At 68.4% G+C, this 20,917-nt stretch carries 19 protein-coding genes; 7 read left to right on the top strand and 12 right to left on the bottom strand.

All coding sequences use genetic code 11. The features are described from left to right. Window positions 1–15 precede the first annotated feature (15 nt). Window positions 16–627 carry a response regulator gene (locus B3Z70_RS07365; protein ID WP_292019985.1) on the top strand — a complete coding sequence of 204 codons (612 nt, stop codon included), beginning with the start codon at window positions 16–18 and terminating at the stop codon, window positions 625–627. On the opposite strand, the gene B3Z70_RS07370 is transcribed toward B3Z70_RS07365, so the two are convergent. From B3Z70_RS07370 to folE, 4 genes are all read right to left on the bottom strand, one after another. Beyond that, entirely contained in the window at window positions 628–3,996 is a 3,369-nt protein-coding gene (locus B3Z70_RS07370; RefSeq protein WP_292045257.1) for a hybrid sensor histidine kinase/response regulator, read from the bottom strand. It lies immediately after the preceding gene. A gap of 90 nt (window positions 3,997–4,086) precedes the next feature. Beyond that, the gene (locus tag B3Z70_RS07375; RefSeq protein WP_292023545.1) at window positions 4,087–5,760 is read right to left on the bottom strand and encodes an MFS transporter; all 1,674 of its coding nucleotides are present in this window, start codon (window positions 5,758–5,760) and stop codon (window positions 4,087–4,089) included. 134 nt (window positions 5,761–5,894) lie between these two features. Beyond that, window positions 5,895–7,052 (bottom strand): acyltransferase family protein, encoded by a 1,158-nt coding sequence (locus B3Z70_RS07380; RefSeq protein WP_292023547.1) that lies wholly within the window; start codon window positions 7,050–7,052, stop codon window positions 5,895–5,897. A 64-nt stretch (window positions 7,053–7,116) separates the two neighbouring features. Further along, entirely contained in the window at window positions 7,117–7,701 is a 585-nt protein-coding gene (gene folE / locus B3Z70_RS07385; RefSeq protein WP_292023550.1) for a GTP cyclohydrolase I FolE, read from the bottom strand. A gap of 119 nt (window positions 7,702–7,820) precedes the next feature. Here folE and fliQ point away from each other — a divergent pair, with 119 nt between their 5' ends. The 4 genes from fliQ to cckA are packed head-to-tail and all read left to right on the top strand — an operon-like array spanning window position 7,821 to window position 12,046. After that, the gene (gene fliQ, locus B3Z70_RS07390; RefSeq protein WP_017505641.1) at window positions 7,821–8,084 is read left to right on the top strand and encodes a flagellar biosynthesis protein FliQ; all 264 of its coding nucleotides are present in this window, start codon (window positions 7,821–7,823) and stop codon (window positions 8,082–8,084) included. Between the two features lie 16 nt (window positions 8,085–8,100). Further along, window positions 8,101–8,874 (top strand): flagellar biosynthetic protein FliR, encoded by a 774-nt coding sequence (fliR, locus tag B3Z70_RS07395; RefSeq protein ID WP_292023552.1) that lies wholly within the window; start codon window positions 8,101–8,103, stop codon window positions 8,872–8,874. Next, entirely contained in the window at window positions 8,867–9,943 is a 1,077-nt protein-coding gene (gene flhB, locus B3Z70_RS07400; RefSeq protein ID WP_292023554.1) for a flagellar biosynthesis protein FlhB, read from the top strand. The genes fliR and flhB overlap by 8 nt, the downstream gene beginning before the upstream one ends. A 51-nt stretch (window positions 9,944–9,994) precedes the next feature. Continuing rightward, window positions 9,995–12,046, top strand: coding sequence for a cell cycle histidine kinase CckA (gene cckA, locus B3Z70_RS07405; protein WP_292045259.1), 2,052 nt, complete (start codon window positions 9,995–9,997; stop codon window positions 12,044–12,046). A 24-nt stretch (window positions 12,047–12,070) separates the two neighbouring features. On the opposite strand, the gene B3Z70_RS07410 is transcribed toward cckA, so the two are convergent. The 3 genes from B3Z70_RS07410 to chpT all read right to left on the bottom strand — a co-directional run bounded on the left by B3Z70_RS07410 (window position 12,071) and on the right by chpT (window position 14,024). After that, window positions 12,071–12,886, bottom strand: a complete 816-nt coding sequence (locus B3Z70_RS07410; RefSeq protein WP_292019393.1) for a CheR family methyltransferase — start codon at window positions 12,884–12,886, stop codon at window positions 12,071–12,073. Beyond that, window positions 12,883–13,260, bottom strand: a complete 378-nt coding sequence (locus B3Z70_RS07415) for a response regulator (RefSeq protein WP_292019391.1) — start codon at window positions 13,258–13,260, stop codon at window positions 12,883–12,885. The genes B3Z70_RS07410 and B3Z70_RS07415 overlap by 4 nt, the downstream gene beginning before the upstream one ends. 92 nt (window positions 13,261–13,352) lie before the next feature. Beyond that, on the bottom strand, window positions 13,353–14,024 hold the full coding sequence (gene chpT, locus B3Z70_RS07420) for a histidine phosphotransferase ChpT (RefSeq protein WP_292019389.1): 672 nt from the start codon (window positions 14,022–14,024) through the stop codon (window positions 13,353–13,355). Window positions 14,025–14,120: 96 nt separating this feature from the next. On the opposite strand from chpT, the gene cysQ reads away from it, so the two are divergent. Further along, window positions 14,121–14,963 (top strand): 3'(2'),5'-bisphosphate nucleotidase CysQ, encoded by an 843-nt coding sequence (cysQ, locus tag B3Z70_RS07425; protein WP_292019387.1) that lies wholly within the window; start codon window positions 14,121–14,123, stop codon window positions 14,961–14,963. An 8-nt stretch (window positions 14,964–14,971) separates the two neighbouring features. Here cysQ and B3Z70_RS07430 read toward each other — a convergent pair whose 3' ends face one another. The 3 genes from B3Z70_RS07430 to B3Z70_RS07440 all read right to left on the bottom strand — a co-directional run bounded on the left by B3Z70_RS07430 (window position 14,972) and on the right by B3Z70_RS07440 (window position 18,428). Next, window positions 14,972–16,201: a hypothetical protein gene (locus B3Z70_RS07430; protein WP_292045260.1), complete on the bottom strand. Its 1,230-nt coding sequence runs from the start codon at window positions 16,199–16,201 to the stop codon at window positions 14,972–14,974. A gap of 121 nt (window positions 16,202–16,322) precedes the next feature. Further along, window positions 16,323–16,661 (bottom strand): hypothetical protein, encoded by a 339-nt coding sequence (locus tag B3Z70_RS07435; RefSeq protein ID WP_292022698.1) that lies wholly within the window; start codon window positions 16,659–16,661, stop codon window positions 16,323–16,325. A gap of 102 nt (window positions 16,662–16,763) precedes the next feature. Beyond that, window positions 16,764–18,428, bottom strand: a complete 1,665-nt coding sequence (locus B3Z70_RS07440) for a peptide chain release factor 3 (RefSeq protein ID WP_292022696.1) — start codon at window positions 18,426–18,428, stop codon at window positions 16,764–16,766. Between the two features lie 198 nt (window positions 18,429–18,626). Between B3Z70_RS07440 and B3Z70_RS07445 the strand changes: the two genes are divergently transcribed. Continuing rightward, window positions 18,627–18,788 carry a hypothetical protein gene (locus B3Z70_RS07445; RefSeq protein ID WP_292022694.1) on the top strand — a complete coding sequence of 54 codons (162 nt, stop codon included), beginning with the start codon at window positions 18,627–18,629 and terminating at the stop codon, window positions 18,786–18,788. Window positions 18,789–18,803: 15 nt separating this feature from the next. On the opposite strand, the gene B3Z70_RS07450 is transcribed toward B3Z70_RS07445, so the two are convergent. Both B3Z70_RS07450 and B3Z70_RS07455 read right to left on the bottom strand, forming a co-directional pair. Then, window positions 18,804–20,339 (bottom strand): tetratricopeptide repeat protein, encoded by a 1,536-nt coding sequence (locus B3Z70_RS07450; protein ID WP_292022693.1) that lies wholly within the window; start codon window positions 20,337–20,339, stop codon window positions 18,804–18,806. Window positions 20,340–20,412: 73 nt separating this feature from the next. Further along, entirely contained in the window at window positions 20,413–20,787 is a 375-nt protein-coding gene (locus B3Z70_RS07455) for a hypothetical protein (RefSeq protein WP_292022691.1), read from the bottom strand. Window positions 20,788–20,917: the final 130 nt, after the last annotated feature.

Here is a 20,917-nt window from a genome sequence, read left to right on the forward strand (position 1 = left end):
CAGGGGAAGGACGCTATGGATCGCATCGTCGTCGCCGACGACCATCCCCTGTTCCGCGCCGCCCTGCGCTCGGCGGTCGACAAGGCCGCGCCGGGCGCGGAGGTGATCGAGTGCGCCAGCCTGGCCGAGGCGCGGGCCGCGCTGAAGGCGGGGCCGGTCGATCTGCTGCTGCTGGATCTGAAACTGTCGGACAGCGAGGGGATGGCGGGCCTGGCGGCGCTGCGGGCCGAACATCCGGCCGCGCCCGTGGCGGTGGTCTCGGCCAGCGAGGAGGCGGCGGTGGTGCGAAACGCCCTGGGTCTGGGCGCCGCCGGCTTCATCCCCAAGTCCACCGCCCTGCCGCAGATGGTCGAGGCCATCGCCGCCATCCTGGCCGGCGACGGCTGGGCGCCGGACGTGCCCGAGGCCGAGGGCGACGACCTGGCCGAACGGGTGGCCAGCCTGACGCCCTCTCAGCTGCGCATTCTGGAAGGGCTGAAGGCGGGGCGGCTGAACAAGCAGATCGCCTTCGACCTGGGCGTCTCGGAGGCCACCATCAAGGCGCATCTGACCAGCGTGTTCAGAAAGCTGGGCGTCCACAACCGCACCCAGGCGGTCATCCTGGCCAAACAGATGGATCCGCTGTGATCAACTGGACAGAAAGGCCTTCAGCGCCGCCGGCTTGATCGGCTTGGGCAGCAGGACGGCCCCGGCGGCCGTGGCCTGTTCGTTCAGCCCGTCGCGCGTATCGGCGGTGACCAGGGCGATGCGGCGTACGCCGTGGGGGCGCAGCCAGTCGATCACGGCGAAACCTTCCGGCCCGTCGCCCAGATGAAGATCGACCACGGCGGCGTCGAACGGCCCCGGCGACGCCATGGCCGCCTCGACGCTGGCCGCCAGCGTCGGTCGCGCGCCCCAGCGGGTCAGAAGGGCGTTCAACGCATCCAGGATCACTGGCTCGTTGTCCACGCACAGCACCCTCAGCCCCGCCAGCGGCAGGCGCACGTCTCGCGACGGCGCGATCTCGGCGACCACATCCGGTGCGCAGCGTTTCAGGTCGATGCGGAAGGTCGCGCCCGCCCCCAGGTCCGAGGTCAGCGACAGCGGATGGTCCAGCAGGCTGGACAGGCGTTTGACGATGGCCAGGCCCAGGCCCGCGCCCGGCTCGTCCACCGCCGCGCCGGGCAGCCGCACGAACTCGTTGAACACCGTCTCCTGCTGCGCCTCGGGTATGCCGCGCCCGGTGTCGCAGACGAACAGCCGCACCGTCTCGCCGCGCCGCCGCACCCCGACCAGAACCCGGCCCCGGTCAGTGTAGCGGATGGCGTTGGCCACCAGGTTCTGCAGCATGGAGCGCAGCAGGTCGCGATCCGACGTCACCCACAACCGCGTCGGCGCCAGGGTGAGGCAAAGACCCTTGGCCTCGGCCACCGGCGCGAACTCGCGCCGCAGATCGTCGAACAGGCCGCCCAGGGACACCCGGGTCACATTGGTCCGCACCCCGCCGGCCTCCAGCTTGGACAGGTTCAGCAGGGCGGTCAGCAGCCGGTGGGCGCTGTCGATGGCGCGGTCGGCGTTGACGGCCAGGGTGCGGCTGGCGGGATCTTCCAGCGCCGGCTCCTCCTTGAGTGCGGCGATGAACAGGCGCGCGGCGTGCAGCGGTTGCAGCAGGTCGTGGCTGGCGGCGGCCAGGAACCGGGTCTTGGAGGCGGTGGCGTCCTCGGCGACCTGACGCGCCTCGTCCAGCCGGACGGTGCGGTCCGCGACGCGCGCCTCCAGCCGTTCGTTCGCCTCTTCCAACTGACGCGCTGCGCGGCGCAGGGCGGTGATGTCGGTATAGCTGGTGGCGTAGCCCCCGCCGGGGATGGGCGCGCCGGATGAGCGCAGCACCCGGCCGTCCGGCTGCTGGCGTTCGTGGTCGTGGGGGATGCGGCGGCTGAGCGCCTCCAGCCGGCGTTCGACCCAGGCCTCGATGTCGTCGGGGCTCTCGCCGCGCTCGGCGTTCAGCCGATAGATGTTGGCGATGGGCAGGCCGACGTGTACGAAGCCGACGGGCAGGTCGAACATGGCGACATAGCGCCGGTTCCAGGCGGTGACGCGCAGATCCTCGTCCACCACGATCACGCCCTGGTCGATATTGTCGAGCGTGGTCTGCAACAGGTCGCGGTTGAACTGGACGGCCTGGGACGCCTCGTCCAGCATCCGCACCACGTCCTCAGGCGCGCGGCCGACCCCGGCCAGGGCGGCGGAGATGACCCGGCGGGCCGAGGCCGCGCCGATGGCGCCGGCCAGCATCCGCTCCGCCGCGCGGGCCAGGGCGGCGTCTGCGGGGTCGGCGTCGCGCAGGCGGGCGGCGGTTTCCCTGCCCCAAGCGGAAAAGGCGCGCTCAGCCCTTTCGTCGCCGATGAAGCGGGCGACCAGGGCGCGCAGGTCGCCGACGGAGGCCCCCGACGGCGCGGGCTTGGCCTCCATCCAGTCCGGCCCCAGCCGATCCACGAAGGCGCGCGCCTGAACCCGGTCGATCAGCCGGGGCTGGGCCAGACGCGACACCCCGACATAGGCCGTCAGGTTCAGCCCCAGGCTGACGAAGACGCCCAGCGCCAACGGGTCCTCGATGCCCAGCATGACATAGATGTGCCAGGGCGCGCCCGGCGCCAGTTGCGGCAGGGCCAGCATCATGATCCAGACCAGGACCCCCGCCGCCATGCCCGCCAGCGCGCCTTGGGCATGGCCGCCACGCCACAGGACCGCGCCGAACAGGGCGGGCGCCAGCTGGGCCAGGGCGGCGAAGGACACCAGCCCCATGGCCGCCAGACCGTGCGACTGGTCGGTCGCCTGATAATAGAGCCACGCCAGCAGCAGGACCGCGACGATGGCCCCGCGCCGCACCTGCAGGATGGTGCCCGCCATGTCCGAGGCGTCGCCGCGCATCCGCCAGCGGTCGCGCGCCAGGAAGGGCAGGATCAGGCTGTTGGACACCATGGCCGACAGGGCCACGGCCTCGACGATCACCATGGCGGTCGCCGCCGAGAAGCCGCCCACGAAGACGATGGCGGTCAGCAGGGTCTCGCCGCGCTGGAACGGCAGGGCCAGCACCAGAAGGTCGGGGTTCACCGTGGGCGCGAACAGGGCGCCGGCCGCCACCAGCGGCAGGACCGCCAGGCTGGTCAGCATCAGATAGAGGGGAAAGATCCAGCGCGCCCGCCGCACGTCCGACGGCTGGGCCCCCTCCACGAAGGCGACGTGGAACTGACGCGGCAGGCAGAAGATCGCCAGGGTCGAAACCAGGGTGATGGCGGTGAAGCGCGGCGTGACGTCCGGCGGGGCGGCCAGGGCGCCCAGCCCCTGCGCGATACGCGCCGGCGATCCCTGGTTCAGCAGCAGGACCAAGGCGAAGACGGCGACGAACAGCAGGGCGCCCAGCTTGACCATCGATTCCAGACCGATGGCCTGGATCAGGCCGCGATTGTGCTCGGTCAGATCGGGCCGCCGCGCGCCGAACAGAATGGCGAAGAAGGCCAGCACCCCGGCCAGCACCAGAACCGTCAGCCGCTCGGACCCCGCGACCGGCGTGCCCGCCGTCAGAAGGGCGCCCGCCATCGACAGCGATTTCAGCTGCAGCGCGATATAGGGCAGCGACCCCAGGATGGCGACCACGGTGACGGCCGCGCCCAGGGTCTGGCTCTTGCCATAGCGGGAGGCCACGAAGTCGGCCATGGAGCCGACGTTCTCGCGCCGGGCCGCCGCCGCGATGCGCCGCCACAGCGGGAACAGCAGGGTCAGGCCGATCACCGGCCCGATATAGATGGGCAGATATTCCCACCCGTCGCGCGCCGCCGTGCCGACCGCGCCATAATAGGTCCAGGAGGTGCAGTAGATCGCCAGCGACAGGGCGTAGACCGACGGCCCCAGGCCCTTGCCGCGCGCCCTGGCCGCCGGACGTTCCTGATGCCAGGCGACGGCGAACAGCACCGCCATATAGGCGGCGACCAGGCCGAGGATCGTCAGGCTGAACATGGGGGCATCTGAACCGGGCAGGGGGTGTTTCACAAGCGAAAGGCGGGCCGTCTTTCGACGACCCGCCCCTCGTTCCGCCTGAAAGCAGGATCAGGCGTTCAGATCGACGTCCTTGCCTTCCTTGACCAGCAGCAAGCCCAGAACGACCGTCCCCAGCGCCACCACGATCGGATACCAGAGGCCGGAGTAGATATTGCCCGTCGCCGCCACGATGGCGAAGGCGGTGGTGGGCAGGAAGCCGCCGAACCAGCCGTTGCCGATGTGATAGGGCAGGGACATGGAGGTGTAGCGGATGTTGGTCGGGAACATCTCGACCAGAGCCGCCGCGATCGGCCCGTAGACCATGGTGACATAGAAGCCGAGGATGAACAGGATCATCACCACCATCGGCTTGTTGACCAGGGCGCTGTCGGCCTTGGCCGGATAGCCGGCGGCGGTCAGGGCCTCGCCCAGGCTTTTGTCCCAGGTCTTCTTCTGGGCGGCGAAGTCGGCCGGGGCCATGGCGTCGCCGCGGAAGCTGGGGACCACGACCTGATCGCCGATGCGGACCTGGGCCACCGTGCCGGCCGGGGCGGCCTCGTTGGCGTAGGTCACGCCCGCCTTGGCCAGATAGGATTTGGCCACGTCGCAGGAGTGGTTGAACACCGTCTTGCCGACCGGATCGAACTGCAGGTTACAGTCCGCCGGATCGGCATAGACCACGACCGGCGCCGAGGCGGCGGCGGCGGCCAGGCGCGGGTTGGCGGCCTGGGTCAGGGCGTTGAACAGCGGGAAATAGGTCAGGGCCGCGAGCAGGCAGCCGGCCAGGATGATCGGCTTGCGCCCCACCTTGTCCGACAGCCAGCCCCAGAAGATGAAGAAGGGCGAGGCGGCCAGAAGCGCGATGGTCAGCAGCACATAGACCAGGGTCGCGTCGACCTTCATGACCCGTTCCAGGAAGAACAAGGCGTAGAACTGGCCCGTGTACCAGATGACGGCCTGGCCGGCGGTCAGGCCCAAGAGCGCGATCAGCACCAGCTTCAGATTCGGCCATTTGCCGAAGCTGTCCTTCAGCGGGGTCTTGGAGCCTTTGCCCTCGGCCTTCATCTTCTTGAACGACGGGCTTTCGGCCAGCTTCAGGCGGATCCAGAGCGAGACGCCGAGCAGCAGGATCGAGACCAGGAAGGGAATGCGCCAGCCCCAGGCGGCGAAGGCTTCCTCGCCCACGCTGTAACGGACGCCCAGGATCACCAGCAGGCTCAGCACCAGGCCGGCGGTCGCGGTGATCTGGATGAAGGAGGTGTAGAAGCCGCGCTTGCCTTGCGGGGCGTGCTCGGCGACGTAGGTGGCCGCGCCGCCGTATTCGCCGCCCAGGGCCAGGCCCTGGATCAGGCGCATCAGCACCAGGATGATCGGCGCCGCGATGCCGATGACCGCATAGGGCGGCAACAGGCCGACCACGAAGGTCGACAGGCCCATCAGCAGCATGGTCACCAGGAAGGTGTTCTTGCGCCCCCAGAGATCGCCCAGCCGTCCGAAGACCACGGCGCCGAACGGACGCACGGCGAAGCCGGCCGCGAAGGCCATCAGGGCGAAGATGTAGCCGGTCGTCTCGTTGACGCCCGAGAAGAACTGGACGGTGATGATCGCCGCCAGCGAGCCGTAAAGATAGAAGTCGTACCACTCGATGACGGTGCCGACCGACGAGGCGAGGATGACCAGCCGATCGCTGCGATCGACCGTGTGCTCCCCGTCCCCGGACGCAATGGGTGCGTCGGTTCCCATGATCCATTTCCTCCCAAGTCGCCGTTATCGGCCGTTCTGCACATCCTTCAGGATGCGTGGACGCCGACATTGACCGAGAGGGAGGCGGCTGGAGAGAGCGACTTTGGTCGAGGATCGCCGCTCTTCAAGCAGGATCAGCCGTCGATGGAGATGACCGGCCCGAGTTTAGGCTGACGCTGGCCGCGACGGGCGCTGCGCCGCTTCAGCCAGTGTCGGATGCGGACCTGAATCGGATTGTCGATGGCGAAGTGGAAGGCGAAGGCGAAGCCGACCGCCGCCGCGACCCCCAGGCCCCAAAGGCCCCATTGGGCGGCGACCGGCAGGGCGAAGCGGGCCTCCAGCGCATTGACCACGCCGAACCAGGCGATGCGGACCACCTCGTTGGAGATGAACATCGAGAAGGACACCATGGCGGCGGTCTCGACCAGTTTGGACGGGCGCTTCACCGGCACGGCGCCGGCGGCCAGGATGATGATCGAGATCAGCGCCAGGGCGACGAGGGCGTGCTTGTCGTGAAGCTCCAGCGCGAAGAAGCCCACGGCGGCCAGCACGCCGGCCCAGCCGGCCAGACGCGGCGCGACCCAGACCTTCTGGGCGAACCAGGCCAGGCACATGCCCAGGAAGAACAGGGGCAGGGCGCGCACGATGCCGTAGCCCATCGGCATCTGATAGACGGGATAGCCCAGCAAGGCCCAGCACAGCTGGTTGGCGACCAGATAGACGCCGACGCCCATCGCCAGCGCCGACCACGGCCCCAGCCGCATCAGGCCGCGAATGATCCAGGGGAAGGCCAGGTAGCAGCCGATCAGGGCCGAGATCGACCAGGTCGGCGCATTCCAGCCCAAGCCGCCATGGACCCCATAGGATTGCAGCAGCAGCAGTTGGGCCGGCAACTGATCCCAGGCGAACCATTCGGGATTGCGCGGCGGCGCGCCGGCGGCCGTCGCCAGCAGGACCAGCCCGACCAGGGACAGGCCCATGATCAGATGGGCGGGCACGACGCGCAGGAACCGCTTCAGGAAGAAGTCGCCCGGCGACATCCGGCCCTTGTCCACCGCCGCCCCATAGACGCGCATCAGCACATAGCCGCTGTCGATCAGGAAGAAGTTGGTCAGCAGGAAGCCGGCGCGTTCGAAGATCGGATTGACGACGTGGGCCAGCGGCGCGGGTCCGGCCGCCTGGAAGTGGTGCAGGACGATCAGGAAGGCCACGATGAAACGCAGGGCGTCCAGCCAGCCGCCGCGCGCGATCCGAACTGTCTCATTGCGGGTCGAAACCAGGGACCAGGGCATCGTCAGCGCCTCCTTTTGGTCCTTTCGACGCAAGGGCGGCGCCAATGCACGCCTTAAGGGAAGATCAGCCCCTGACCAGCCGCAGGAACTCCTCGCGGGTGCGCGGGTCGTCTCGCACGACGCCGATCAGGTGGCTGGTCGACAGGCTGGCGCCCGGCGCATTGACGCCGCGCAGGGTCATGCAGCTATGCTCGGCCTCGATGACCACGCCGACGCCGTGCGGGCGCAGCACGGTCTGGATGGCTTCGGCGATCTCCGACGTCATCTTCTCCTGAATCTGCAGACGCCGCGCGAAGCCGCGCACCACGCGCGCCAGCTTGGAGATGCCCACGACCCGGTCGGTCGGCAGATAGGCGACGTGGGCCTTGCCCACGACCGGCAGCATATGATGCTCGCAGAAGCTGACGAAGCGGATGTCCTTCAGCACCACCAGCTGGTCGTAGCCGCCCGTCTCTTCGAAGGTCTTCTCCAGATAGGACAGGGGATCGACCTCATAGCCCTGGAACAGCTCGCGATAGCTTTTCGCCACGCGGGCGGGGGTTTCCAGCAGTCCCTCGCGCGCGGGGTCGTCGCCGGCCCATTCGATCAGGGTGCGCACGGCGGCTTCGGCGTCGGCCTGGGAGACTTTCGGGGATCGGGCGTCGGTCATGGCGGCTACATAGCCACAAGCGAAACGGAAGGGGAGAGGCTGCGACGATCAAGCGTTGGTTAGCGGCCTGTTAACCATCCTGTCGGCATTTTCTGCCCAGTAGTTGCTGGAGTGGGCCGATGAACGGCGCGGAAGTTCTGGACGTCGGGCGTGACGCCATCTGGCTGACGATCCAGCTGTGCCTGCCGGTCCTTCTGGTCGGGCTGGTGGTCGGCGTGGTGATCGGCCTGTTCCAGGCCCTGACGCAGATTCAGGAGCAGACCCTGATCTATGCGCCCAAGATCATCGCCATCTTCGTTTCGCTGATCCTGTTCCTGCCGCTGATGGGGGCGCTGCTGGGCGGCTTCATGCGTCAGATCGCGGCCCGCATCGCGGGGATGTAGTGGACGGCCTCTAGACATGGATTCGTGGGCGACCGCCGATCAGGTCTGGGCCGGGGGGCTGATCTTCGCCCGGGTCGCGGCGATCCTGATGCTGATCCCCGGCTTCGGCGAGGCCTATGTGCCGCCGCGGGTGCGGCTGTCGCTGTCGCTCGTCATCAGCCTGGCCCTGTGGCCGGTGGTGCGCGACGCCCTGCCGGGCCTGCCCGACAGTCTGGGCCTGATGGTCGGCTGGATCATCCGCGAGGTGGTGGTCGGCCTGATGATCGGCCTGTTGCTGCGCATGTTCATGACCGCCCTGTCGACGGCGGGCGAGATCGTGTCGCTGCAGACCACGCTCAGCTTCGCCCAGACCGCCAACCCCATGCAGGCCCAGCCGGGCACGACCATCGCCGCCTTCCTGACCCTGTTGGGGGTGACGCTGCTGTTCGCCACCGACACCCACCACCTGTTCATCGCCGGGATCGTCGGCTCCTATCAGCTGATCGCCCCGGCCAAGCCGCTGATCATGGCCGACTTCACCCAGATGGCGGTGCGCACCCTGGGCGACAGCTTCATGCTGGGGGTTCAGCTGGCCGCGCCGGTGCTGGTCTTCGCCCTGATCTTCAACCTGGCTTCGGGTCTGGTGGCGCGGGTCATGCCGGCCTTTCAGGTCTATTTCGCCGCCGCCCCGCTCAGCGTCATCCTGGGCCTGTCGATCTTCGCCCTGAGCCTGGGGGCGCTGGGCGCCGTCTTCATCGACCGCTACCGCCGTCTGGCTGAGTATTTCGTGTTCGGAGGCGCCGGTGGCTGAAGGCGCCGATCCCGAATCGAAAACCGAAGAGGCGACCCCGCGAAAGCTTGAGGACGCGCGAAAGAAGGGCGACGTCGCCAAATCGCCCGATGTCGCCCAGGTTCTGTCCCTGGCGGGGGCGGCGGCGGTGATCCTGATGGCGGGGGGCTGGTTCGCCTCGTCCATCGCCGAGCAGATGCTGCCCTTCATCGCCGCCCCGCATCAGATGCTGGGCACGCTGAACTCGGGCGCGGGCAATCAGATCATGGTGCGCGCCGTCTGGGCCGTCGCTCCGTTCCTGGGGGCGGTGATGCTGGCCACCATCATCGGCGGGGCCGGGGGCAATCTGGCGCAATCGGGCCTGATCTTCACCGCCGAGAAGCTGAAGCCCAAATGGTCGGCGGTCAGTCCGATGCAGGGGTTCAAGCGGATCTTCGGTCCCGACGGCCTGGTGCAGTTCCTCAAGACCTTCCTGAAGCTGGTCGCCGTCTGCCTGGTCTGCTGGATGGTGCTGAAGCCCCATGCGCGCGAGTTCGAGAACTTGGTCGCCGTCAGCCCCTTGGCCATCCTGCCGCTGGCGCGCGACATGGCGATCTCGCTGTTCGTCGCGGCCATCATTCTGCTGGGCGCGACCGCGGGGGCGGACTTCATCTGGCAGAAGATGCGCTTCGCCAAGCGGATGCGGATGACCAAGGAAGAGCTGAAGGAAGACTTCAAACAGTCCGAGGGCGATCCCCACGTCAAGGCCAAGCTGAAGCAGATCCGTATGCAGCGCAGCCGCCAGCGGATGATGGCCAATGTGCCCAAGGCCACCGTCATCGTCACCAACCCGACCCACTATTCGGTCGCCCTGCGCTACGAGCCGGATCAGGGCGACGGGGCGCCGATCTGCGTGGCCAAGGGCGTCGACGCCCTGGCCCTGCGCATTCGCGAGGTCGCGACCGAACACAATGTCCCCATCGTCGAGAACGTGCCCCTGGCCCGCGCCCTCTACGCCACCGTCGATGTGGACGAAGTCATTCCGCGCGAGCATTTCGACGCCGCCGCCAAGATCATCGGCTTCGTCTTCCAGTCCCGCGCACGCCGGTAAGGGTGCGTCAGGATTTGAGCGTATGATGAAACCCTTGATTCGCGAGGCCGTATGACGTCCACCCGCCGCTCCCCGTTCGATCTGTTGTCCGCCGTGATGGCGTTCGGCGTCGTCGTGGCGATCGCGGCCCTGGCCTATCCGGCGTTTCGTGACAATCCGGTCTCGGCGCCGGGTTTGGTGCTGATCCTGACGGTGGGGATGATCGCGCTGATCGGCCTGTTCGGGTTTCGCCGCGCCGCCGGTGCGCGCCCCAATAGCGACGCAGCCATTGAGGTGCTAGACGCTATGGCCGAACCGGCGGCCCTGGTGTGGGACTCAGGCCAGATTCTGGCGTTCAACGCCGCCTGGGCCGAGGCCAATGGCTCCACCACCGCCCTGCCGCGCGGCAAGTCGGCCCAGGCCCTCTATATGGCCTTCGCCCAGGCGCGGAAGGGCGAGCCGGGTCGCGCCATCGTCCTGATCGGCCAGCGCGAGGTCGAGGTGGTGATCGGCCGGGTCGCCGAGGGGCGGTTCCTGATGCGGGCGGCGCCGGACGCGGTGCTGCCCATCGCCTCGGCCCACCTGCCTTCGCCCGTCGCCGCCGCGACCGGAGAGGCGCGCGCCATGGCCGCCGGCGCGCCGTTCGGCTCGGCCGTCATCGGCGGCGACGACCTGTTCGCCGGCCGGGCGGAAGAGGCCAATCCGGCCCTGGCGGTCCTGACCGGCCCCGCGGCGGCGCGCGACGCCGCCTTTGGCCATCTGTTCGATCCGCCCGGCGTCGCCGAGGCGCGGGCCAAGCTGGCGGCCGGATCGTCGGGGCCCATCGAACTGGTCGCGCGCGCCTATCCCGACAAGATGCTGCATCTGTATGTGGCGCCGGAGGGCGAGCGTCGGCGGATATGGCTGTTCGACGTCTCGTCCCAGAAGTCGATGGAGCTTCAGCTCAACCAGGCCCAGAAGATGCAGGCCGTGGGTCAGCTGGCCGGGGGTGTGGCGCACGACTTCAACAATCTGCTGACCGCGATCCAGCTTCAGCTGTCGGGCCTGTTGGAACGCCATCCGGTCGGCGATCCGTCCTACGAGGGGCTGAACGAAATCCGCCAGACGGCCATCCGCGCCGCCGACCTAGTGCGCAAACTGCTGGCCTTCTCGCGCAAGTCCACGGTGCGGCGCGAGCGGCTGGACCTGGGCGAACTGGTGGGCGAGTTCGCCATCCTGCTGCGCCGCCTGCTGCGCGAGGACGTGCGGCTGGAGACCGACTACGGCCGCGACCTTCCGGTGGTGCTGGCCGACAAGAGCCAGTTGGAGACGGCGGTGATGAACCTGGCCGTCAACGCCCGCGACGCCATGCGCGGCGTGGTCGAGCCGGGCGCGGGCGTCGTCACCATCTCGACCCGGCGTCTGACGGCGGACGAGGCGCGCGGCCTGGGCTGGGCCGACGCCCCGACCAGCGAGGTCGCCCTGATCGAGGTGTCCGACACCGGCCCCGGCGTGCCGCCGGAACTGCTGGACAAGATTTTCGAGCCCTTCTTCACCACCAAGGCGGTCAACGAGGGCACCGGCATGGGCCTGGCCACCGTCTATGGCATCGCTCAGCAGGCCGGCGGTCATATCGCGGTCAGCAATGTGGAAGGGCCGGACTCCAAGATTGTTGGCGCCGCCTTCCGCCTATTCCTGCCCGCCGCCGGCGAGGCGGAACTGGCCGAAGTTCAACCGGTCGAGGTCAAGGCGAAGGCGCCGCGCGACCTGTCGGGCGCCGGCCGCATCCTGTTCGTCGAGGACGAGGACGCCGTGCGCGGCATCGCCGCCCGTCTGCTGCGCCAGCGCGGCTATGAGGTGATCGAGGCGGCGGACGGCGAGGAGGCGCTGATGCTGGCCGAGGAACACGCGGGCCAGATCGACATGATGATCTCCGACGTCATCATGCCGGGCCTGGACGGTCCGTCGCTGCTGAAGAAGGCGCGACAGTATCTGGGCGACGCGCCGGTCATGTTCATCTCCGGCTATGCCGAAAGCGACTTCTCGGACCTGTTGCAGGACGAGACGGGCGTGTCCTTCCTGCCCAAGCCGCTGGACATCAAGACCCTGGCCGAACGGGTGAAGCAGGAACTGCACGCCGCCTGACGACGGCGGCGCCTGTCGCGCGGTTCAGGCGGCGCGGCGCAGGGCGGACGGCGCCTTGACGTACAGGCCCCGCCGGCCGTTCACCGGACGGAAGGCCACCGTCTCGCCTTCCAGCCGTTCGTCGGCGCCCAGGAACAGGCAGCCGTCGTCGACCAGCCGCCGCTCCAGCCCGTCCAGCAGCCGTGCGCGCCGCGACGGCTCCATGTCGCCCAGCACATTGCGGCAGAAGATGACGTCGAAGCGCGCATCGTCGGTCGGTTCGTCCAGCAGATTGGCGCGGCCGAAGCGGACTGCATCGGCCAGTTCGGCCTTGACGATCCACTGGTCCTCCATCGGCTCGAACCAGCGCAGCATGGTCCGCGCCGTCAGGCCGCGCTGGATCTCGAAGCCGGTATAGAGGCCCGAACGCGCCTTCTCGATGGCGCGTTGCGACAGGTCGGTGGCGATCAGATCGACGGCGGTGTGGGTCTCCAGCGCCGCCATGGCGATTGACCAGGCTTCCTGGCCGGTGGAGCAGCCGGCCGACCAGATTTTGACGCGGCCGTCCGGGCGGGCCCTGGCCAGGGCCGGCAACAGCTCGGCCTCCAGTATGCGGAACGGCGCGCGGTCGCGACGGAACCAGGTCTCGGCGTTCAGCAGCACCTCGATCACAGACCAGGCCAGGGAGGCGACCGGATTGGCCCACAGATTGGCCAGCAACGCCTCGACATTGCCGTAGCCTTCCCGACGCGCCACAGGACCCAGCCGATGTTCGGCCAGATGGATGCGATCCCGCGACAGACGATAGCCGGCGCGGGTGGCGAGAAGGGACTGCAGCTTGTCGAAATCGTCCGGCGTCATGCGGCGATCGCTCCGACCTCCGTCAGCTTGGATTGCAGGATTTCGCCGTCGAAGGGCTTCATCACATAGTCGTCGGCGCCGGCGGCCAGGGCCTCGGCGATCCGTTTGGGGCGGGTTTCGATGGTGCAGAACAGCACCTTGGGCCGGTCCCCGCCGGGGGTGGCGCGCAGGCGGCGCAGGAAGGTGATCCCGTCCATCACCGGCATGTTCCAGTCGACCAGCACAACGTCCGGCATGGCGCCGATGCAATAGGCCAGGGCCTCGGCGCCGTCGGCGGCTTCGTCGACCTCATAACCCAGGCCTTCGATGATCCGGCGCGCGACCTTGCGGATGATGCGGCTGTCATCGACGATCAGGCAGGTTCGAAAATTCATGGCCCTCTCCTCGACGCTGCGGCGCGGTTCGCCCCTTGGATTCGCGCGGATTATAGCGCTGATGCCAGTTAACGAGTCGTTTGGAAATGGCCTCAGGCGGGCATTCGGGCGACCAGTGCGACCTTTCCGTCCTCAACCTTGACGTGCAGGGCGCCGCCGGCCTCGGTCACGGTCAGCCACAGCCAGTAGGGCTGGATCCACTGGCCCGCCAACCCCTCGGTCAGACGTTCGCCCGCCAGACCCGCCGCCGCTTCGGGCTTCAGCCGGGCGCGCGATCCTTCCGCGAACCCTTCCAGATAGACAAAACCGTCCTCGACCCGGGACTGGATCACCGCCGAGCCGCCCATCGGCAGGGCGCCGACGGTCAGATAGGCCAGGTTGGTCAGGGCCCGCGCCTGAGGTTTGGAGAACTCGCCCTCGGCGATGCGCCAGTCCAGAGTGGCGCGTCCCCCTTGCGTCATGCCGACCAGCAGGCTCTCCAGCTCGCGCGCCGTGAACCGCTCGCTGGTGGTCGCCGCGCCGAAGGCCACGCGGGCGTAGTGGACCAGGGCCACCATCTTGCGGGCGCTCTGTTCGATCAGGGCCAGGGCGTCGTCGCGCATGTCCTGCGCCGCCGGGTCCTGCATCAGGTCCAGGCCCGAGACGATGGCGCCGGACGGGCTGATGAAGTCATGGCACAGCTTGGCCGCGACATAGGTGGCCAGTTCGGTTCCGTCGACGGGAAGGTCGAGCGGAGCGGCGTCTGCGTCGTCGGTCAGGGTCATGGCGGCTGGAGCACTCAGGTCACAGTTCGTGTCGCGCGCGAAGGTGACGTGATTTGCCGGTTCATGGAACCGCCCGGATGGTCTATCGACCCGCCCATGACGACCGCCGCCTCCCCCGTTCCGTCCCACGCCGATCTCGAACGCGACCTGAAGTCGGGCGCCCTGGCCCTGACCCTCGCCGAGGTCGCGGAGGAGGCCGCGCGGCTGATCCTGCCCTACTGGCGGGCCGGCACGGCGGTCGAGACCAAGTCCGACGACAGCCCCGTCACCCAGGCGGATCGCGCGGCGGAGGCCCTGATCCTGGAGCGACTGGCGGCCGCCTATCCCGGCGTCCAGACCGTGGCCGAAGAGGCGGTGTCGGAAAGCGGCGCGCCCGCCTCTGCCGAGGACTGGTTCTGGCTGATCGATCCGCTGGACGGCACGCGCGGCTTCGTGCGCGGAGGCGAGGCCTTCACCGTCAACATCGCCCTGATGCACGCCGGCTATCCGGTCGCGGGCGTGGTGACGGCGCCGGCGACCTCGACCACCTGGCGCACCGACAGGCCCGAGGGCGGCGCCTTCCGGCGTCAGTTCGGCGCCCTTCAGGCCGGCGAGGCCCATGCCGGCGAGGACTGGCGTCCCATCCGCGTGCGCGACCGCCCGCAGGAAGGCCTTGCCCTGCTGAGCCACAGCATCACGGACGAAGAGGCGGCGCGCCTGGCCGCCCGGCACGGCTGCACCCGCTGGCAGGGCACCGATTCCTCGCTGAAGTTCTGCCTGATCGCCGAGGGCCGGTTCGACGCCTATCCGCGCACCGGCCCGACCTCGGAATGGGACACGGCGGCGGGACAGGCGGTTCTGGAGGCGGCCGGCGGGCGCGTCCTGGCCGACGACGGCCAGCGCCTGAGCTATGGCAAGCCCAGTTTCCTGAACGGGGCCTTCGTCGCCATGGGCGGCTGAGGCGGGCGTTAAGCCCGCGCGCTCGACAGCAGGGCTTCGGCCCGTTCGGCCAGAACATCGACGCCCCGTTCGCGCGCCGTCGCCGCCGCCTCGCCCAGGATCAGCCCCAGCCCGCCGGTCGCGGCGCCCGTCAGCCGCCGGCGCGCCAGCAGAATCTCGGCCATGCCGATCTGGTCGGCGGACCAGTCCAGCGGCGTCGCCTCGGGCATTCGCGCGCGCAGCCGCGTCTCCAGCGTCATCAGGGCCGCCAGATCGCCGACCGCCTCGGCCAGGGCGACCTCGCGGGTGATCCGCCGCTCGCGCACCACAGCGCCCAGCACCAGATCGCGGCCCTGGGTCAGGCTTTCCGCTTGGGCCAGCAGCATCAGGGGCTGGGCCTCGTCGCCGGGGCGCAGGATCTGGATGGCGACCCAGTCCAGAGGGCTGTGATCGGGGGTGAACTGTTCGGCGGCGGCGTCGAACATGGTCCGCGCCTGGGCCCGCGCCGCCTCATGCCCCGCCACGGCGGCCAGCGCGGACAGCCCGGCGCCGCACAACGCCAGCGCCCTTGCGCGCGTCAACGGGCGATGGTCGGGAGAGGCGGCCTCGACCAGGGCGCCCAGGCTGCGGCCCGCCTGGTCCAGCAGACGCACGTCGCGTCGCACGACGCCCGTCTCCAGCGCCAGGGCGGCGTGATCCATCCTCAAATCCAAATCCAAATCCTGAGCCGCATCGCCCTGAACCGCCGCGTCCATCAGTCCGCCCGCCTCGGCCAGGCTGTCGATGTCTCCGGCCAGCCGCGCCGTGCGCGCCTTCAGCCGGGCCTGGGTCGCGGCCAGGATCGAGGCCACACGCCGGCTGCGCGGGCGATGAAGGCTGGCCAGAATGGCCAGGGCGCGGTCCAGCCGCTGCGGTTCGCCGCACAGGTCGAACCGCAGCATCGCCGCCGCCGCGCCGTCCGCCGCCGCCAGGGCCGCCTGATCCTCGGTCGTTGCGGAACGGGACAGGCTGTCGGCGCAGCGGTCCGCCCGATCCAGGCTTTCGGCGGCGCCCGTCCGCCGGGCGTGTTCGCGCCACAGGGCGGCGGCGCGGTGTTCGGTCTCGAACGGGCGGTTGCAGGACACCCGGCCCGCGTCGATGGATTCGCGCAGCGCCTCGGCCCGCAGCAGGTCCGGGCCGATCAACTCGACCCAGCCCAGGTCTTCGCTCTCTCGCGCCTGGGCGAAGAGTTTTCGAAGATCGCGGCCGAATTCGAACATGCGCTGGACCTCTGTAATCCCGCTTCGAGACGCAGACTGGGTCTCTTGCGGCGTCCAATGCAAACGCAGCGCCGCCGAAGCGGTTCGGTCGGGCTTATCCCCAGCCGTTGTCGCGGAGCGGTCAGCCCAGGTTCGGCGTCTTCTGCTGACAGCGTTGCAGGGTCGCCCTGGCCTCCGCCGCGTCGCCGTTCAACTGACGCACGGCGGCGATGCGGGCGCGGGTCTGGTCGGCCTCTGCGGCGGGGGCCGGCTTGCCGGCGACGGTCGCGGCCTGCATCGCCGCCAGGGACCAGTAAAGCGCCGCATCGTACAGCCGGCGCCCCTGCGCGCTCTCGCCGCCCTCCAGTTCCGACGCCGCCTGGGTCAGCCCGGCGCAGCGCACCGCCTCGTCATAGGAGACCAGCCCCACGGACGGAGCGGCCTGCAGCATCAGGGCGGCGCTGGTTAGGGCGAACAGCAAGGGCATCGGTCCTCCGGCGCGATTGCGCCCGACATCCGACCATGGCCCAGACGCGGGGCCGAATAAAGTCCGAAGCGGCGCCGTGAGGCGACCCATTCCGTCTCAGCCGCGTTCGCGCGTCTTGGTGAAGGCGATCTTGGGGAAGCGTTCGCCGACATAGCCGGTCTCCCAGCTCGACTTGGCCAGGAAGACCGGGGCCTGGTCGATGTCGCGGGCCATCTGCGGGCGGTACTTGCCGCTGAAGTCCTCGACGTCGGCGTCGGCGCCGCCGATCCAGCGGGCCTCAGCGTAGGGGCTGGGTTCGAAGACGACGTCCAGGCCGTATTCCTCGCCCAGACGGTCGGCCATGACCTCGAACTGAAGCTGGCCCACGGCGCCGACGATGAAGTCCGAGCCGATCTCGGGCCGGAACAGCTGGGTCACGCCTTCTTCGGCTAGGCCCTCCAGCGCCTTCTTCAGATGTTTGGCCTTCAGCGGGTCCTTGACCCGCACGCGCTGCAGGATTTCCGGCGCGAAGTTCGGCAGGCCCGCGAACCGCACCATGCCGCTTTCCGACAGGCTGTCGCCGACGCGCAGCACGCCGTGGTTGGGGATGCCGATCACGTCGCCGGCGAAGGCGTCGTCGGCCAGTTCGCGGTCCGAGGCGAAGAACATGATCGGCGCATTGACCGACAACGACTTGCCCGTGTTCTGCACCTTCAGCTTCATGCCGCGCTTGAAGGCGCCCGAGGCCATGCGGAACATGGCGATCCGGTCGCGGTGGTTGGGGTCCATGTTCGCCTGGACCTTGAAGACGAAGCCGGTGACCTCGTTCGATCCCGGCTCGACCTCGGTTTCGACAGGGGCGGGGGCGTTGCGGGTCTCGGGCGGCGATTCCTTCCTGGCCTTCATGACCTTGGGCGCGGGGGCCCAGTCGCCGATGGCCTTGAGCAGTTCGTCGATGCCGAAGTGGCGCAGGGCCGAGCCCCACAGCACCGGCGTCAGATGGCCTTCCAGGAAGGCCTGACGATCGAACGCCGGATAACCGCCCTCGACCAGTTCGACGGCTTCGGCCAGGGCGTCCTGTTCGCCCGCCTCGAAGTATTGCGCCGCCTGGTCCAGCGGCAGGGCGTCGGGGTGTTCGGGATCTTCGGCCGAACCGGCGGCCTTGCGGGTATAGGGCTGGAACCGGCCGGTCCCGACCTCGACCATGCCGCGCAGGCGGTTGCCGCTCTCGGCCGGCCACCAGATCGGCGCGGGGTCGAGCTGCAGGCGCGAGGCGATGTCGTCCAGCAGGGCCATCGGGTCCTGGGCCTCGCGGTCCAGCTTGTTGATGAAGGTGATGATCGGAATGTCGCGCAGGCGGCAGACCTCGAACAGCTTCAGCGTCTGCGGCTCGATGCCCTTGGCGGCGTCCAGCACCATGATGGCGCAGTCGGCGGCGGTCAGGGTGCGGTAGGTGTCTTCCGAGAAGTCCTCGTGCCCCGGCGTATCCAGCAGATTGAACATCTTGCCGTCGTGCTCGAACGTCATGACCGAGGCGCTGACGGAAATCCCGCGTTCCTTCTCGATCTTCATCCAGTCCGAACGGGTCCGCCGGTTCTCGCCCCGCGCCCGCACGGCGCCCGCCGCACGGATGGCGCCGCCCGCCAAGAGGATATGCTCGGTCAGGGTCGTCTTGCCCGCATCGGGGTGGGCGATGATGGCGAAGGTCCGGCGCCTCGCCGCCTCGGCGGCGAGGGTTCTTGAAGACTTGGCGGCTTCTTCGGGGAAGGTCAGTGAGGACATGGCGCGCGACTACCCCGCCGCGCGCCGAAAGTCACTCGCTGGCGGCGTCGCACATGACATCACGATGTTGCGTCAGATCAAATAACCCCTCGCCATAAAGGGCTATTGGAGTCATGGTCGTGTCCGAGGTGACGATCGGACCGACAGAGTTCGACGCCCTCTCCCGGAAATCTCCGGGGTCATAGGGAAAGGAAACGAATGATGGCTGTGATCCATCCTCAAGACCGTATCGCCCACCTGGTGAGCGAGCGTCCGACCGCCAACAGACCGCTGCATCCGGCCGTGGGTCTTGCGGTCGGCTTCGGCTTCATCGTCGCCGTGGCGACGATCGTCCATGTCGTCTTCAACGCGGTGATGTGAGCGCAGGCTAAAGCGTCAAGAGGCGGTCGGCGTCGCCTCGTCGCTGCCCTCGTCCGCTGAAGGCGCTTCGTCGCCTGCCGAAGCAAGGCCAGCCTTTGCGCGCGCCTCGTTGAGGATGCGTCGAACCTCGTCCAACTCCTTGCCGCCATGTGGGTCATTGGCGAGCGGCGCCAGATAGCTGATCGCTTCCACGTATCTGGCATGGGCCATCAGAGCCGCGCCTGCCTCGAAACGCAGTTGCTGTACCTGCGGCGCAAGCTCCGATCCGAGCAAAAGCACCTGAAGGTCGTTCTCGGTGGGATAATCCGGCTGGCCCCGCCGATTTCGAGCCATGGCCATATATGTCCGATAGTCGGTGGCGTCGAGGCGATAGGCCGCCGCCAGAGCCGTTTGCGCCTGCTGATACAGCGATGAACGCTGGTCAGCCTCTTCGTCGCCGACATTCATCAAGGCGACCGCCTTGAGCCGCAGCGCCAGAGCATCCTCGGGATTCTGGGCCAGATGGCTGTCGAGAACACGCACGGCGTCCTTGTCCTGCTGCATGTCCATATGCGCCTGGGCCAAGACGCGCGCCGCCAAGGGATCGCCGGGGTATCGGTCGTAAGCGCGCTGTGCTTCGGCTAGATTTTCGGCGCGGCGATCTTCCGGAACGTATCGGGCCAGGCGCAGATCCAGCCACATGAGATCACGAGCCGAGGCGGGCAGCCGACTAACCTTGACCTCCGCAGGCTCGAATTCGCGATTCTGCCACTGGTACGTCATGCGTTCCAGATAGCTGTGGACGTCGGACTGCAGCTGGTTCGGCGTCCGTCCGGTCGCGGTCGTCATGGACGCCACGCGATCCTCTCCATTCATGACGCTGGACAGATACCGACCCAGCATCGCGCGCCTTTCGGGCGTGCTCATGAAATAGGCCGTCAAGGCCCAGGCCTGGGCATAGTAGGCGTGGCCACGGCCTTTGACCTCCATCGGACGGGTGCGCAGCAGGGTCTCCATCGGCATCCAGCTGTTCAGCCCGCCCTGCAAGGAATACATCCGTCCTTGATTGGGCAGACCGACCTTCATCCGACCGACGGTCACGTCGGCTGTCGCGAAGAATTCCGCGAACCCTTCCACAAACCAGCCCGGATAGGCGCCGGGCAGATACTGGCGCATGAAATGGTGCGCGTATTCGTGGAACAGGGTGTGGTCGTTGTCCGAGCCACGCCCGCCCGTGACGGCGAAAATCCGTTCGTTTCCGGGGGTATAGAAGCCGCCGACATTCTCTGGAATGTCGGGCCAGACCTTGCGCATATCGGAACGGCCGTCGACCAAATAGATGGCGAGCGGCGGCACATCGACGTCCGATTGAACGGGGAAGAAGACGCGAATGATGCTGTCGAATCGCTCGACCTTGCGGGTGTAGTTGCGGATCGCGCCTTCGCTCGTGTCGCCATAGACCACAAAGTGTTCGCTCTCGGCCTTCAACCACTCGGCGCGGGCCGGTGTCGTAGTGGATACCGCAGACGCCAGAACCGCCACAACGGCGAAAGGCTTGAAGGATTTGATCATGTGGTTCCCCTGTCGAGGGTGAACCAGCCACAACCCGAGATTTCTGGCAACCTGGGAAAGCAACCGCCCGACCTCAGGCGGCCATGCGGTTCCAGACGGCGCGGTCGGCGGCGACGGCGTTCAGGCGACGGCCCTTGGCCTGGAGCTGATGCATGACGATGTCGGGCAGGGCGCAGAAACGCGGCTCGACCAGGTCGGGATCGCAGGCCACCGCCGGGGCGGCGAACAGGGCGGCGTTCACGTCCGGGCTGCGCTCGGCGATCAGCCAGGCCAGGCGACGCGCGCGCTGAGGGTCGTTGCGGTGAAGCATCGGATCCTCGGCGAACAGTTCGCAGCCCAGCTCCAGCACATAGTCGAAGGACAGCTTCTCGAACCGGCGCGTGTCGGCGGGCGTGACCGGGCAGGCCTCGTCCAGGTCGAACACCACATCGTTCAGAAGAAACAGCATCGGAAACACGCTCGACCGGGCCGGACGCGATGTCGTCCGTAAGCCCACAATAGGCGCCGCCGCTTGCGGTCTCGTTCACGGACGCGGTTAAGCGTTTCTGACCAGCCGCGCCCCGCCTTGGACGAAAAGC

The organism is Brevundimonas sp. UBA6550 (assembly GCF_002434505.1).
Taxonomy (GTDB): Bacteria; Pseudomonadota; Alphaproteobacteria; order Caulobacterales; family Caulobacteraceae; genus Brevundimonas.